Origin of the sequence: Flavobacterium sp. MMLR14_040, from assembly GCF_033657265.1 — a bacterium.
In the GTDB taxonomy this organism is placed as follows: domain Bacteria; phylum Bacteroidota; class Bacteroidia; order Flavobacteriales; family Flavobacteriaceae; genus Flavobacterium.
In genome coordinates, this window is the sequence record NZ_JAWVWO010000002.1 from 46,967 (window position 1) to 62,368 (window position 15,402).

Genomic DNA, 15,402 nt, shown 5'->3' on the forward strand with positions numbered 1-15,402 from the left:
TTTTATTTTAAAGTTAAAAGAGCCATTTCTTCGTTTCTAATAACTCCGGTTAAACCTGTATTGGCAGTCGATGAAATTTTTGAACCTATTTTCTTTGGAATTGAAATATCAAAATCAGATACTAAAATTGGAAAATCAGAATGAATTTGTATTCCTTCATTTACTTTTCTCAACAAGGCCTTTACTTCAATTTCTCGTGATTTTCCGTGTACAGTTAATTTTCCTTTTATTAAATATTCCTTTTCGGCGTCATCAATATCTTTAATATCAAATTTTGCAATTTTTCCTTTAAAAACGGCTTTAGGATAACGATGGCTCTCTAAATAGTTTTCATTAAAATGCTCTTGCATTAAATCTAATTTAAATCGAAAATCTCTGATTATAACGGTACAAATAAATGTACTGGTTTTAGGCTCTAAAACTATAACAGCCGATCTATTTACTGCTTTTATTTCTTCAAAAAGAGGTATTGATGCTTCAAAATTTACTGTGGCTGTATTGGTTGTAAATTTTTCCTGAGCATATAAAGAAAATGCAGTAAAAAGCAAAATAAGTAAAGTAGTTCTTTTCATAATCGTCAGCAATTAAACAATTATGTCACTCCATTTTTTAAATTAAATAGACAACTGAAAAAATCAGTTTTGAAAAATCGAATGGCAGTTATTCAGTTAAATATAGCAACTTATATATACACTTAAAGTTACGCTATTTTCCGGAGTTTGGTCGTCGATTTTATGCTAAATATTTGTGAAATGTTTTTGCTTTTGAAATGCAGAATAAGGCAAAAAATATGGCGATAAAGTATTGTCTCTAAAGAACACTTGAAATGAATGTGTATTTCAAAGTGTCCCGTAGAAACTATATAATAATTAATTATTCTGAATTAAATTCTTACCCTTCAACTTCGGTACAAATCTCAACTAAAAATCCATCCAGATCTCTTACATAAGCTACAACTTGTCCCCACGGTTTTTTTGTTGGCTCTTTTACCAATACTGCACCAAACGAAGTTGCTTTTTGTACAAGTTCGGGTACATCATTGGTTATAAAACCTATTTCTATTGCAAAAGGTTTATCTTCTAAACTGCTTTCGAAAAAACCATCTTCTAAATTTTGTGCTGCCAGTTTTTTTGATGCAAATGAAAGCGTAGTTTCACCCGTAATCAATTCACCATAATCATTATCCGGCGAAATAAACTTTCTTGAAAAACCAAAAGCGTTTTCATAAAACACAATCGATTTTTCTACATCTTCTACATATAATATTGTATATCCAAATTTGACCATTTCTTTGCTTTTTTAATTTTAATAATAGAATTTCAATTTACGAAAATCATTTTACATAGAATTATCCAATTTCTAACAAAACATTATATTTATCTAAACTTGCCAAATCTTCTATAGAATTTACATTCGTAATTTTCGCATGCTCTTCTACTTCTTTTTTAGCTTCTATTTGTTTGATACATTTTCTAAATCTTCGTACTTCATCTAAACTGGATAAAATAAGTCCGGGAACCTGCACACTTTTTCCTTCTTTATCTTTTGCAACCATTGTAAAATAAGACGAAAGACAATGTTTTACGGCACCAGTCTGAATATTTTCAGCTTCAACACGAATACCTACAATCATCGAACTGCGCCCTACGTAATTTACAGAAGCCTTCATTGTCACTAATTCTCCCACTTCGATAGGCTTTAAAAAGTTCACTGTATCAACTGAGGCTGTAACACAATAATTACCGCAAAATTTTGATGCCGACGCAAAAGCAATCTGATCTAATAATTGAAGAATATATCCTCCATGAATTTTACCGCTGAAATTGGTATGCGATGGTAACATTAGTTCGGAAATACTAATTTTTGATGATGAAACGGGCTTAAAATCTGTCGTCATGTTTTTATTCTGTTTGGTTAGGTTTAATTTAAAGATTGACTTTCGTCGGTATTTGAGGCTCTTGTAATAATATTTTCCGGAAGCGATTTTTTGGCCTTCGCTCCCATTTTCTTTAATCTTTCTACACTCGAAATTAGATTTCCTTTTCCATCAACGAGTTTGTTCATGGCATTTTCATATTCGGTTTTGGTGTCTTTTATTTTGTTTCCAATTTTTACTAAATCGGTTACAAAGCCTTCAAATTTATCATACAATGCACCGGCCTGTCTCGCAATTTCAAAAGCATTTTCCTGCTGTTTCTGATTGCTCCACATACTATCAATAGTGCGTAAAGTGGCTAATAATGTGGTTGGTGTTACAATTACAATATTGCGATCAAAAGCTCTGTTGTATAACGTAGAATCTTCGTTTAAAGCAATCGCAAAAGCGGGTTCTATTGGTATAAAAAGCAATACAAAGTCCGGACTTTCAATTTGATATAAATCATGGTAATTTTTACTGCCAAGCTGTTCTACATGTCTTTTAATCGAAAGTACGTGCTCTCTTAAAAAATCACTTTTCAGAATTTCAGACTCTTCGTTGATCCATTTTTCATAAGCAACCAAAGAAACTTTCGAATCAACAATCATTTTCTTTCCGTCCGGCAAATTAATTACAACATCCGGCAAAACGCGGGCTCCTTCTGTATTGGTAAAACTTTGCTGTACTTCGTATTCTCTTCCTTTTTCGAGTCCGGATTTTTCTAAAACTCGTTCCAGAACCAGTTCGCCCCAATTTCCCTGCATTTTACTATCGCCTTTCAACGCTTTTGTTAAGTTTAAGGTTTCTTTACTCATTTGAGCATTCATTTCGCTTAAACCTAAAATTTGCTGACGTAAAGCGGCATGATAATCAATACTTTCTTTGTGGGTCTGATCTACTTTTTGCTCAAAAACATGAATTTTATCCTGTAAAGGCAACAAGATGCTTTTCATATTTTCATTATTTTGTTCTGTAAATTTTGCCGATTTTTCTTCGAGAATTTTATTCGCCAAATTTTCAAACTCTTTGGTAAATTTTTCCTGAAGCTCTGTAATTTCGGCTTTTTGTTCTTTATGCCTTTCCCATAAATTCTCAAAATCTACTTCTTTCTTTGAAAGCTGAATCGCGAGACTATCTTTTTCGGTTCTTATGTTTTCTTTTTCCAGATTATTTTGCTGCAAAAGTCTTTCAAAATTTTTTCTGTCATTTTCAAATTGCTCTTTCTGCAATTGAAACTGATTTACATTAGCATTTAACCTTTCTTCTAAACTAACTTTTTCAGATTGAAATTTAGCCGAAAACAATATTCTACCAAAGTAAATACCTAGTAACAATGCGATTATAAAAACCAATAAAAATGGAAGGAAGTCGAACATAACTAAGTTGTTTTTTAAGTAAAAGTACGCAATAATACGTAGTAGCGAATTTTAAAATTTAAATTTCACGAATTATTATCAATTCAAAATTAAACAAACATTCTGAACCATTTTTCAAAAAAATATGCTCGAAAAAAAACCGTTTTACGCAACCTTTTTAAAATATGATTATCTATTAAATAATAACCTATTAAAAAAATATCATGAAAAAAATAATGCTTGGCTTATTTATAGCTTTTGGAATTAGTGCCTGCTCCCTTAACAACGATGATTTTAATACAGATTGCGGACCTGATGTAAATGTGCCTTTTACAGGATTTCCTCTTTTATGTAATTATAGTGTAAAAAATATGCCTAATAACCCACAGGCTGTTTATATAGATACTCAGGAATACATGGACAAGGCATTTACAAAGCATGAAAATACTTGCCCGGTTGCAACTGATCCTAATATTGATTTTACAAAAAATAATTTAATTGGAGTTTATGCCGGAGCAAAACCAACAAGTGGATACGAAATAAAAATCACTTCTATTTATGAAAATAGCTGTCAAATCATCATCAACTTTTATGAAAAAAGTCCACAGGCAGGTGAACAAATTACACAAACACCAACTTACCCTTCAGACTTTATTTTAATTCCTGCAACTAAAAAACCACTTGTTTTTATCAAAACTTCAGAGTCTCCTGACAATATCATTATTGGAAACATTGGCAGCGTTCGTAATTACTACCAATTAAATGATTTTAACATTCTTAAATTTCAGGATGTTGCTTACGGAAGTTATAGTTTTGAACAATACAAATACACCAGCACCATTAAAAGAGGCGAATATTCTTTGTTCTTAAAAAATGTTCCGGCAGAAATTTTGAACATCAAAGGTCAGACTAAAACGTATGGTGCTCCGGATACTGCAGATCAGGGCGGCGTTTATTTTCAAATGCGTCAGGCAGGAACTGTCACTAAAATTTTCATTGATAATCATGATACTGAAGATCAAAGCGACGCTGTAAAACTTTTCAAAAAAGCAATTCAGGATAAAATTACAAGTTTAAAATAATCAGATTATGAAAAGAATTGTATTGTTTTTTATTGCCTTTTGTCTTTTTTCAAGCTTTTGTGCTACAGAAAAGACAATAGATTCAAACGCGATAGTAAACACCTGGATTTGGGAAAAGTCGATTGGAGGAACCAATAATCCGTACACGGCCACACCAAAAACAAGTGGATTTACTAAAAAAGTTGTTTTTACTTCTGATGGAAGAGTAATTACCTATAAAAATGATGTAGAGATTAGAAACAGCAGTTATGAAATTGGAAAAGGAATTGGTGCGGCAGATAATCTGGAGCATGACCTTATTTCGTTTGAAGGTAAAACTTATGTAATCGAAAAGCTTGATAATCAAAACCTAACCATTTTAAGCAATAACTCAGACGCTACCCGCACTATTTTTAAAAGATAGCTAAATGAGTTAAAAAAAGCTAATTTTGCCAAAACAAATCTAACCATTTTTTGAAAGACGATTTAGAAAAATATATTCGCCAATGCATGCAAAATGAACGAGAGGGACAACTGAAAATTTATCAGTTGTTCTCTCCGGTTTTGTATGGCATTTGCTTAAAATATATGAAAAATGAAGATGACGCAAAAGATGTTTTTCAGGAAGGATTTATTGTTGTTTTTCAAAAAATAAATCAGTTTAAGTTTGAAGGAAGTTTTGAAGGCTGGATGAAGCGAATTTTTATAAACAAACTCATTGAGACTTTAAATAAAAAGAAAAAAGAAAGTTTCTTTTTGGATGTTTTTGACCCTGATACGGATTTTGTTGAAGAACAGGAATTGGATATCCCGCCAATAGAACAAGAAAAGCTGCTAGAATACATTCGGGATTTACCAGATCAATACAGGACGGTTTTTAACTTGTATGTTTTTGAAAAAATGAAACACAAGGAAATAGCCGAATTACTAAAGATTTCGGAAGGAACATCAAAATCAAATTTAAACAGGGCCAAGCGCATTTTGCAAAAGAGAATTTTGAGCATAAAAAATTTTAAGACAGCATGAAAAAGCAAAATATAGAAGATATTTTTTCATCAATGGAAAACTTTTCAAGTGTTCCGCCTCCTGAATTATGGAGTCAGATTGAAGAAAAATTAGACAAACCAAAAAAGAAAAAAAGAGCGATTCTTTGGTGGTCTGCTGCCGCATGCTTGTTATTGGGTTTAATGCTTCCAACTGTTTTACATTTTAGTTCTGATGCAGGAATTAAAACTATTGATAATAGCTCTAAAAATAACAATGTTGTTCTGGACGAGAAAAATCCACAATCGAATGATTCGAAAACAAGAAGTATTGATGAAAACAATATTCAAAAAGATACCATTACCAACGAAATAAAAAGTGCAAAAAACGCTGTTGCGCTTGGAAACTCATCTGAAAAAGAAACAAATAGCATATCAGGCTCTTCTAAAATCGATCAAAATCAAAAAACGACAGTTAGTTCTATAAATACCAAAAACAAAAGTAATAAAGAAGGTGTTTTAAATGGAAAATCAAATTTAGAAGTAAATAAACCAAATCAGGCAGTAGCCGAAAAATCATTTGCCCCAAATAATGAGAATGGCTTTAATAACGCTTCTAAAGCTGAAACATTACATTCTGAAAAAAGAAATTCAAATCAGGCTGTAGCCGGAAAATCTCTTGTTCTGAATAATGAAAGTACATTTAATTCGCCTTCTAAATTTCAAGCGCCAAATACCGAAAAAGTAAAAACAAATCAGGCTGTAGCCGAAAAATCTGTTATCTCCGAGAAAGCAAATTCATTTAATTCTGACGCTAAAAATCAATTTTCAAGTACTAAAAAAGCAAAAATAAATCAGGTTGTAGCTGAAAAATCTGTTATCTCAAGTAAAACAAACACCTTTAACTCTGGTTCTAAAAATCAGTTTTCAAATATTGAAAATGCAAAAGCAAATCAGGCTGTAGCTGAAAAATCAGTTGTTCCGAATAAAGCAAATTCGTTTAATTCCAGTTCTAAAAATCAGTTTTCAGATATTGAAAATGCAAAAGCAAATCAGGTTGTAGCCGAAAAAACAATTGTTTCGAATAAAACAAATTCGTTTAATTCTGGTTCTAAAAACCAAACGCCTTCTTCTATTTTCGAAGACAAACTGAATTTAAAAAACGAAAACAATGTGGCCTCAAATCCTTTTAATTCAGCATTAAATAAAGATCAAAAAACAAATACGGCTGCAAAAGGATTTAAAAACGAAATCATAACAAACGAAAAGGCTATTGCTGATAATCAAAAAAGCACTTCAAAATTTGGTGATGCATTGAGTAAACAAGATTCTGTTCAGTTGGCAGAACTTCAAAATTTAGAAAAAGGTATTGTTGTCGTAACTCCTGAAACTAAAAAAGAAAAAGAAGACAAGGAAAAAGCTATTGCTAAAAATGAAAAATGGGCTGTGGAAGTTTTTGCCGGAGTTGCCAATTCTGAAAATTATAAAAATGATAAAACTTTAGGCAACGTAAACGATTCTAAGCAAAGTAACAGTTATGGTGTAAAAACGAAATATAAAATCAATAAAAAATGGGCCGTCAGTTCTGGCGTAAAATTCAATGAATTGGGTCAGAGCATTGCCAATGTTTCTTATATGAGAACTACAAATGCATTTTTAACTTCAAGCGATTATTTCAATCAAAATGCAACGGTAGCAACTTCTCATATTACAAATAATGCCAATTATATATTTGTGCCTACTAATACAATAACGGCATTAAAAAGTGATAATCTCGAAAAAGGAAAACTGGATCAGAATTTAAGATATCTTGAGGTGCCGTTAGAAGTTTCATATTCTATTTTTAATAAAAACAAAACCAATATTAGTTTAAATACCGGTGGTTTTGTAGGTAAATTAATTTCAAACGATATGGCTTTAAATGGCAGTTCTATTGGGGAAAATGTAAACGCAAACGATTATGTATATGGTTCACTATTAAGTACTACTGTACAATATCGCATTTATAAAAAAACAAATGTTTTTGTTGAGCCTGCAATGAATTATTATATAAATCCTTTAAGCGAACAGTCTTTTAACCAATTCCAATGGGGGTTAAATTTTGGTTTGAATGTTTCATTTTAAGCTTGTTTTTGTTGTACTTTTCAAGAAAAATAACAACAAATTAGCATTCATAAATGGCAATCAAAAATAACTGGATCAATACAAAACTATTCCCTAACGATTTAATTACTGCCAAAGAATTGGTTTATGATTATTGTAATTTTGAATGTTCTGAACCTCAACCGGAAGCAGAAAGTCAGGAGTATAATGCATACGATTTTCAAATTGAAAACCGTACTATTAAATTTAGAACGGCAAAAATTACGCCCACAAAAACCGGGCAGTTTGTGACTTTATGGAAACGAAATGTAACTGGAATTATTGAACCTTTTGATTTTTCTGATGCAATTGATTTTGTTATTGTAAGTGTTAGAAAAAATGATTTATCAGGTCAATTTATTTTCCCGAAATCAGTTTTATTACAAAAGGGGATTTTTTCGACTGCTGCAAAGGAAGGAATACGCGCCACGAGAGTTTATCCGCCCTGGGACGAAACTTCGAGCAAACAAGCTCAAAAAACGCAAAAATGGCAATTGGATTATTTCTGTGAAATAGCACCGAAAACAGATTTCGATAAAATCAAAAAATTACTGCTTTTATAAAATACAAAAAGGCTGCCTGAATATCAGACAGCCTTTTTAAATACTGGTGGTTATTGTAATTATTTCTTGATAATCTTATCTTTAAAAACAACTTTATTATTTTCACTTAAAGTGTAAACATAAATTCCAGATCGTAAATTACTTACCTGAACTGCGGTAATATTACTGTCCTGCGAACCTTTTATTTCGATCGGGCCGCCAACTAAACGCCCTGAAATATCATAAAGCTTTAATTTTAGATTTCTCTCATCAGTTGTTTTTACTACAATATTGACAACATCAGTTGCGGGATTTGGATATGCTTGGGCAAAACCTTTTTTAGCATCAAAATCAATTGTAGATAAAGCATCTTCTTTCAATTCAAAACGCGCAATTACAGGTCCGTGATCTGAAGTGGTGTTGGTATAGTCCTGAATATCACTTCTTGGATCATAAACAGCAATTGAATTTGGAAGATATTGATCTGATAATTCATTAGAAATGACAATATGATCTAAAAATCCTCCGGAACTTAAGAAACTATAAGCACCAGCCTTGCTGATTTCTAAAGTTAACGGATTAAAATTGGACGTATCATTTACAAATGCTTCGTAAGAAGAAGGATTGGGAGTAATAACTGACGCTTTTACATCATCATTAAAATCTCCTAAAAGAATCAAATTAGCATCTGGATAATGCGCAACTAGGCTATCTCTTAATAATTCAGCATCATATTTACGCATATTATATCTCAAAATATCACTTCCGCTGTTGGCGCGGGCGTGAATATCTATCAATTTAATTTCTTTCTTGATTCCGCCAATATTCGTTTCTATAGTTACCATATAAGGCAAACGACCTGATGAGAAGAAACTCGCACTTGGATTTGCCGGTGGGTTTGTTGTCGCTACGGGATAATTAGGTAAAGTTTTTGTTCCTGCTTGAATTTCATCATACAATTCCTGAAACATAACACGAGTCTTTTTTACGGTAGTGGTTTGCGTATTATAAAGAACCACTAGTTTTTGAGGCGGAAATTTTGGATCTGGTTCCTGAAATGAATACGACCATGTTGGCGAAATTGTTTTGTCGAATGTTTTCCCGTTCACATTTATTTTCTGAATTAAAACATTCAAAGCTGCATCATTCGACACTTCCTGAACTACATAAACATCCGCGTTCAATTTGTTCATTACTTTGGCAACATTCTCAATTTGTAAATCATCATCTGTTGGGCCAAATTCTTTTCCGTCATTTCCTATTACATTACTTGCGAAAAACTCAAGATTATATGTTACAACATCAAAAGTATCTGCTTTTGGAATTGAAGAACCTGCAAATAAACCAATTTGTTTGTTTAATGAAGTTCCCGTTACTGTTACAGTTCCTGAAATTGCTAATGCTTTTGAAGAAGGCGTAAATCTCGCATAAATCGTTTTTGTGTTTACGGCGTCTGCTACATTAACCAAAACACTCGATTGAAAGGTTATATTATCCAAAGACAATTGAAAATCTGCAGGAGCTGTAAGTGTTATATCGCCATAACCTTTTGACTTAAAGTCAAATGATAGACTTGCAGAAATTGTATTTGGGTTTGCATCGCCAAAATCTAAAACAGGATTAGAATCTACATAAGCAGCTTCATCTGTAATTGCAACATCATCTAATGACCATTCTGCTGCATTATTTCCTCCTGTAGTTTCATAAACCCATGCAACATAAGTATTGGGAGTTTTATAATCGCTTAAATCTATAAATTGCGATTGTGTGTAAGTTCCGGTTATAGTTGGAAATTTACCCTCAATTTCTGTCCATGTTGCCAATTCCGGATTGCTTATTCCATCGTAATTTGTAGAAACCAATAATTTTAAATTTGGTCCGGCATAAAATTTACGGGAATAAAATGATAATAATGGATATTTCGTAAAAGTATCCAGATGTAATTTAGGAGAAATCAACCAGTCTTTGCTTGCTCCGGAATCAGAATATCCATTTATTAAAACTGCACCAGCGCCAGAATTTATATTTCTAGGATCACTGGTTGATGCCCATTTATTTGTAGTGCCGGCTACATTATATTGTGTCCATCCACTATTTGTTAATACATTAGTATCGTTAAAACCTTGTACATATGGATTTGTTCCGATTCCTGACAAAGAAACCGTTTTAACTAACGCTCCTGTTGTTTCGTGCGTTATCGTTCCTGAAAAAGCACCTGCTGTATTAGGTGTAAAACGAACATAAACTTCTGGTGTCGCATTTGCAGCAAAATCAGCGGCATTGTAAACAAGAGAAGATTGGAAAGTCACATTATCTTTTGAAATACTAAAATTGGCAGTTGCAGTAAGCGTTACAACATCGGTAATATTTGTTCCGCTAATTTGGTAACTTAAACTTGCTGAATCAATATTTTGTTCAGAATTTCCAAAATCAAATACTGAGACTGTAGTTCTCAAAGAAGGCACCAAAACACTTGCAGTTGTAACATCGATTTTATTAACTGCCGTTTGCATATTTCCAGAAAGATCTTCAGACACAGAGTAAACGATATAAGAAGTTCCTAAAGTTAAACCTGTAATTATTTTTGAATATTCCTGATCCTTATTTGCAATACTTAGAAAACCAGCTTGCAAAACTGCATTTCCATCAGCATCTAAACCATCTTTGATTTGTGCCGGAGTAGGTTCCGCACTACCAGATGCTACTAAAACATAATACGTTTTACCGATCTTGTTTATTTTACTAAAAAAGTCAAAACCATCAGATAAAATTTCAACAACTTTTGGATAACCGGATTCATTAACTGGAGGAGTTATATCGCTTCCAATTTTTATATTATCAATAGCAAAAGATTGACGTGAGCCGGTAGAACCTGAAACTAATCTGGCAATCCATCTTATTTGAACTATCGGTTGATTATCACATTCCGCAGGCAATGTTACTTCTATTTTTGTAGCTATAGGTTCGTCAACTGGATTTATAAGTCTAGGAACTGTGCTATTATTGCTGTAAGCTGTTGATGGTAGTGTTATAAAAACACCTGTAGTTCCAATACGATATTGTAAAGCCATTTCCTGTAAACGATTATTACTGGCTCCATCGTAAGGATTACGCATAACCATAGCATCATACTGAACTTTTATAGCAGTATTACCAGTAGTCACAAATGCTACACCTATTGCAAAATCTGCTGAAGTTGTATTTAAAAAACCAATCTTACCATTATAGTTATGAACGTTTCCACTATTGGTCACTACCGTACTATTTGCGATCAACCCTCTGTCTCCAGACAAAGCTGTACTATATGTCGCTGTATTTTGAGTTGAACTAACCAGCCATCCCTGAAATCCCAATGGGTAAGTTGTAGAGCTTGCCAACAATCCGCTAAAATTTTGCGAATAAGGCAAAGTTTGTGGATCCGGCATCGTCTGCGCGAAAAGATTGATCGAAAAGCAACAAAAAAAACTTAAAAAAGTCATTAAATGACGTAATGAGTAAATGTTTTTCATATGATTAAAAAATAGGGTTTTAGAGATCAAATTTAAGTTTTTAAAGTTAAGAGAATATTGCAATAACTTAAACAAATTGTAAGGTTATTTATAAACATACAACACCAAAAGTCAAACTATTCATATATTCATCAGGTATTCTGTAAGCAAATGAAACCTATTTTATTTTATATTATTCTCTAAAACCCACTTATTTTTTAATAAGAGAAATAGCTTTAATTTAATATTTAGCAAACAAAAAAAGCTGTCCGAATTTCAGACAGCTTCCTAATTATATAAAAACTGATTTCTAAATCGCCGTATATCCTCCATCGGCAATAATATAACTTCCGGTTGTGAAAGAAGATTTTTCAGAACTTAAGAAAGTAACAAGTTCTGCAATTTCTTCGGCAGTTCCTAAACGGTTCATTGGAGCTTTTGCTGCAATGGCAGTCATGGCATCTTTATTCAGATTATCTTTCAATAACGCCGTTTCTATGTAACCGGGGCCAACAGCGTTGCAACGAATGTTTTTTTGCGCATATTCGGCAGCGATATTTTTAGTTAAACCAACAACGCCATGTTTTGATGCTGTATATGCCGGACTTAATGGCGCCGCAACCTGACCGTGAATGGAAGCAATATTTACTATACTTCCTCCACCATTTTTCTCCATTTGTTCTAATTGATAACGACAAGCATAAAATACACCACTTAAATTTAAGGCGATTACTTTATCCCACGCTTCCGGTTCGTATTCTCCGGTTGGTTTTGCAGGTCCGCCCATTCCTGCATTATTACACGCAATATCAAGGCGGCCGTATTTTGAAACTGTAACTTCAACCATGTGCTTGTTGTCGATTGCGCTGGACGAATCGCCTTTTACAAAAAAGGCTTCTCCTCCTGCATCTTTTATAACTTTTACGGTTTCTTCTCCGTGTTCAACATTAATATCCGAAACTACTACTTTTGCTCCTTCACGGGCGTAAGATTCTGCAACAGCGCGTCCAATTCCTGAACCACCGCCGGATACAAAAGCTACTTTGTTTTCTAAAAGTGACATATTCTTAAGATTTAAATTTGTAGTAACAATTTACGAAGATCTTAACCGCTGACCATAACAAAACCAAGGTTTACAATAAGATTAAGACTTTATCACAATCAAATGTTATTTCACATTAAAATCACGTAAATCAACTTTTTTTTCTTAGTATTAATCTTCGTCCAATTTCATATTACCTCGATCTTCGTGACTTTCCGGATCGGAATTAGGGTAGCGATTTGGCGTCACATCTGAATTTCGATCTTTGTTTTCAACGGTCTTTTTTGCTTCTTCTTCAGATGAGACTCCACGGTTTGCATTGGCGTTATTTAAATCTACATCGCCTTTGACTTTTTTGATGTCTTCATTTTCATTACGCGCTCTTTCTACTACTTGTTTATTTCCGTCCTGATCTGCTACCACTTCTTTTTGCAAATTGGCATCGTCGGCTTTTCCATCGTGCGAAATATTTTTCCCTTTAGATTCGTCTATATTTTTTTGTACTCCATTTATTTTTTTAGAGCCTAAATCATTAGTTCCCATATCATTTTTTTTTAAAGTTCTTATATAATATTACGAATTCTAAATTTTAAAACTAAATGGTTTAACATTGCTTTTAGTTTATTCTCGTATTATTTTTTTAATGAAGATGAAACAAAACTATCTTTGCAAAAAATAAAACATGCATCAACACTTCATTCTTTTTAAGCCTTATGGTTATTTAAGTCAATTTATTTATGAATTGAAAAGAAAGAAAAAACTTTTGGGCGAATTGCATGATTTCCCGGAAGGAACTATGGCAATTGGGCGTTTAGACGAAGATTCTGAAGGTTTACTTTTGCTAACGACCGACGGAAAAGTCAGCGAGCAAATAAGAAGCAAAAAAGTAGATAAAGAATATTATGTACAAGTTGATGGAATAATAACTCCTGAAGCCATCGAAGAATTGCAAAAAGGTGTTGAGATAGGTTTTGAAGGCGGAAAATACAAAACAAAACCTTGTTCTGCCTTTATCGTTACCGAAATTCCGGATTTTGGACCAAGAGCAAAAAAAATCAGAGATGAACGACACGGGCCAACTTCCTGGGCTTCGATTACTGTAAATGAAGGTAAATTTCGTCAGGTTCGAAAAATGACTGCTGCCGTTGGTTTTCCAACTCTTAGATTAGTTCGGGTTAGAATAGGAAATGTATATTTGCAAAACCTAAAAGCCGGGGAAGTTTTAGAAGTTCCCGATTTTAAATTAGATAATGAGAAAATTTGAAAATTAGATAATTGCCGGAATCTTTAACTTATAACTATAACTCATAACTCAAAAAAATGCTAAACGTTGTTCTTGTGGAACCGGAAATACCAAATAATACGGGAAATATTGGAAGATTATGTGTGGGAACCGAAAGCCGACTGCATTTAATTCACCCTTTTGGCTTTGTTATAAATGATAAAAACCTTAAGCGTTCGGGTTTGGATTATTGGGTTCATCTCGATGTAACAGAATATCAAAATATAGAAGAATGGATTGCACAGATTCCAGATCAATCACGTGTATTCTTAATGAGTTCGCATGCTGAAAAATCGTATTTGGAAACTGATTTTCAAGATGGAGACTGGTTGGTTTTTGGAAAAGAAAGCGTTGGTTTAAGCAAAGAAGTTTTGGCTCGTTTCGAAAATCATTTAACGATTCCGATGTCGAAATTAATTCGAAGTTTTAATATTGCAAATTCTGTGGCTTTTGTGGTTGGTGAGGCGAAGAGACAGATTGGATTGAAAACCGTTTAATCGTTATTGGTTCAACCGTTTAATCGAATCTAAGCAGACGATTACCTGTGAAATTTTAACATTATAGAAATTAGAGCTCCAGAGGAACATAATATTTATAGCTATAATAATCGATTGTAGACGAAAGCTCCAGCGGAACGATATATTTTACCCGATAAATATTTCACCCCGATGGGGTTTTACATAAAATGTGATAACTATTTCTATAAATATAACGTCCCTCCGGGAATTATAAATAAGTTTATAAAAAAAAATCTTTGCACTTCTAGTACTTTACAAGAGATTATGATTTAAGTAATCACAAATTTCCCTTTTTCAGCATCAAAAACAATATGCTCATCTTTAAACAAAGTAGCAAAACTCCCGTTCGAAATTAAATTACAAGGCTGATCCTGAACTACAGTTTCCGGCGTCATAATAATCATTTCATCACTCAATTGAATCGCCAGATCGATATCGTGCGTAGAAAATAAAATACATTTTTGAGTTTCCTGCGTTAGCTTTTTCAATAATTTAAAAAGCGAAACTTTATGCAATAAATCAAGGTGTGTTGTAGGTTCGTCCAAAATAATCAGAGGAGTATCTTGTGCCAAAGCTCTCGCAATTAAAACCTTTTGCAATTGCCCGTCGCTAATTTCGTAATGTTTTTTTGCAGATAAATGTTCGATTTGAGTCAATTGCATGGCTTGCTGAACTTTTTCAATATCAGTTTCTGTCAAAGTTCCAATCCAATTGGTGTAGGGCTGACGTCCTAAAGCAACTAACTCAAAAACAGAAAGATTACTTGGCGGCAACTTTTCGGTTAAAACCACACTTAAATTCTGCGCTAATTCTAAAGGATTATAAGTATTGATATTCTTTTCCTTCAAAAAAACATTTCCTGATAACGGTTGTTGAATTCCTGTAATTGTTCGCAATAAAGTTGATTTTCCAATTCCGTTTGCACCAATCAAAGAGATTAGTTTTCCTGAAGTCAAATTCAAATTTAGATTTTCAGCAATAACTATAGTTGCTTTCTTGGTTTTATAACCAATATTTAGATTTGAAGTTGATAGAATATTACTCATTTTTTAGGTGCTAAGGTTCTGAGAT

The 15,402-nt window shown here is 33.0% G+C and carries 15 protein-coding genes; 7 read left to right on the forward strand and 8 right to left on the reverse strand.

Going from position 1 to position 15,402, the window contains the following annotated elements; all coding sequences use genetic code 11:
* Nucleotides 1–2: 2 nt before the first annotated feature.
* The 4 genes from SD960_RS02885 to rmuC form a co-directional block, all read right to left on the reverse strand.
* Nucleotides 3–572 (reverse strand): YceI family protein, encoded by a 570-nt coding sequence (locus tag SD960_RS02885; RefSeq protein ID WP_318800781.1) that lies wholly within the window; start codon nt 570–572, stop codon nt 3–5.
* 319 nt (nt 573–891) lie between these two features.
* Nucleotides 892–1,287 (reverse strand): VOC family protein, encoded by a 396-nt coding sequence (locus SD960_RS02890; protein WP_318800782.1) that lies wholly within the window; start codon nt 1,285–1,287, stop codon nt 892–894.
* 61 nt (nt 1,288–1,348) lie between these two features.
* Complete coding sequence (locus SD960_RS02895; protein ID WP_302093331.1) at nt 1,349–1,897, reverse strand: acyl-CoA thioesterase; 549 nt, start codon at nt 1,895–1,897, stop codon at nt 1,349–1,351.
* Nucleotides 1,898–1,920: 23 nt separating this feature from the next.
* On the reverse strand, nt 1,921–3,294 hold the full coding sequence (gene rmuC, locus SD960_RS02900; protein WP_318800785.1) for a DNA recombination protein RmuC: 1,374 nt from the start codon (nt 3,292–3,294) through the stop codon (nt 1,921–1,923).
* 203 nt (nt 3,295–3,497) lie between these two features.
* Here rmuC and SD960_RS02905 point away from each other — a divergent pair, with 203 nt between their 5' ends.
* The 5 genes from SD960_RS02905 to SD960_RS02925 are packed head-to-tail and all read left to right on the forward strand — an operon-like array spanning nt 3,498 to nt 8,022.
* The gene (locus SD960_RS02905) at nt 3,498–4,355 is read left to right on the forward strand and encodes a protease complex subunit PrcB family protein (RefSeq protein ID WP_318800787.1); all 858 of its coding nucleotides are present in this window, start codon (nt 3,498–3,500) and stop codon (nt 4,353–4,355) included.
* Nucleotides 4,356–4,362: 7 nt separating this feature from the next.
* A complete protein-coding gene (locus tag SD960_RS02910) occupies nt 4,363–4,758 on the forward strand; it encodes a hypothetical protein (RefSeq protein ID WP_318800789.1) in 396 nt (131 codons plus the stop codon).
* 50 nt (nt 4,759–4,808) lie between these two features.
* A complete protein-coding gene (locus SD960_RS02915; protein ID WP_318800790.1) occupies nt 4,809–5,360 on the forward strand; it encodes a sigma-70 family RNA polymerase sigma factor in 552 nt (183 codons plus the stop codon).
* A complete protein-coding gene (locus tag SD960_RS02920) occupies nt 5,357–7,441 on the forward strand; it encodes a hypothetical protein (RefSeq protein ID WP_318800792.1) in 2,085 nt (694 codons plus the stop codon). The genes SD960_RS02915 and SD960_RS02920 overlap by 4 nt, the downstream gene beginning before the upstream one ends.
* Nucleotides 7,442–7,494: 53 nt before the next feature.
* Nucleotides 7,495–8,022: a MepB family protein gene (locus SD960_RS02925; RefSeq protein ID WP_318800794.1), complete on the forward strand. Its 528-nt coding sequence runs from the start codon at nt 7,495–7,497 to the stop codon at nt 8,020–8,022.
* A gap of 59 nt (nt 8,023–8,081) precedes the next feature.
* Here the strand turns inward: SD960_RS02925 and SD960_RS02930 are convergent, their stop codons facing one another.
* From SD960_RS02930 to SD960_RS02940, 3 genes are all read right to left on the reverse strand, one after another.
* Entirely contained in the window at nt 8,082–11,510 is a 3,429-nt protein-coding gene (locus SD960_RS02930) for a T9SS-dependent choice-of-anchor J family protein (protein ID WP_318800796.1), read from the reverse strand.
* Between the two features lie 289 nt (nt 11,511–11,799).
* A complete protein-coding gene (locus SD960_RS02935) occupies nt 11,800–12,552 on the reverse strand; it encodes a glucose 1-dehydrogenase (RefSeq protein WP_318800798.1) in 753 nt (250 codons plus the stop codon).
* Between the two features lie 150 nt (nt 12,553–12,702).
* Nucleotides 12,703–13,074 carry a hypothetical protein gene (locus tag SD960_RS02940; RefSeq protein WP_318800799.1) on the reverse strand — a complete coding sequence of 124 codons (372 nt, stop codon included), beginning with the start codon at nt 13,072–13,074 and terminating at the stop codon, nt 12,703–12,705.
* Nucleotides 13,075–13,213: 139 nt separating this feature from the next.
* On the opposite strand from SD960_RS02940, the gene SD960_RS02945 reads away from it, so the two are divergent.
* Both SD960_RS02945 and SD960_RS02950 read left to right on the forward strand, forming a co-directional pair.
* Nucleotides 13,214–13,795, forward strand: a complete 582-nt coding sequence (locus SD960_RS02945; protein ID WP_318800801.1) for a pseudouridine synthase — start codon at nt 13,214–13,216, stop codon at nt 13,793–13,795.
* A 56-nt stretch (nt 13,796–13,851) separates the two neighbouring features.
* Complete coding sequence (locus tag SD960_RS02950) at nt 13,852–14,310, forward strand: tRNA (cytidine(34)-2'-O)-methyltransferase (protein ID WP_318800803.1); 459 nt, start codon at nt 13,852–13,854, stop codon at nt 14,308–14,310.
* A 290-nt stretch (nt 14,311–14,600) separates the two neighbouring features.
* Here the strand turns inward: SD960_RS02950 and SD960_RS02955 are convergent, their stop codons facing one another.
* Nucleotides 14,601–15,377, reverse strand: a complete 777-nt coding sequence (locus tag SD960_RS02955) for an ABC transporter ATP-binding protein (RefSeq protein ID WP_318800805.1) — start codon at nt 15,375–15,377, stop codon at nt 14,601–14,603.
* Between the last annotated feature and the right edge of the window lie 25 nt (nt 15,378–15,402).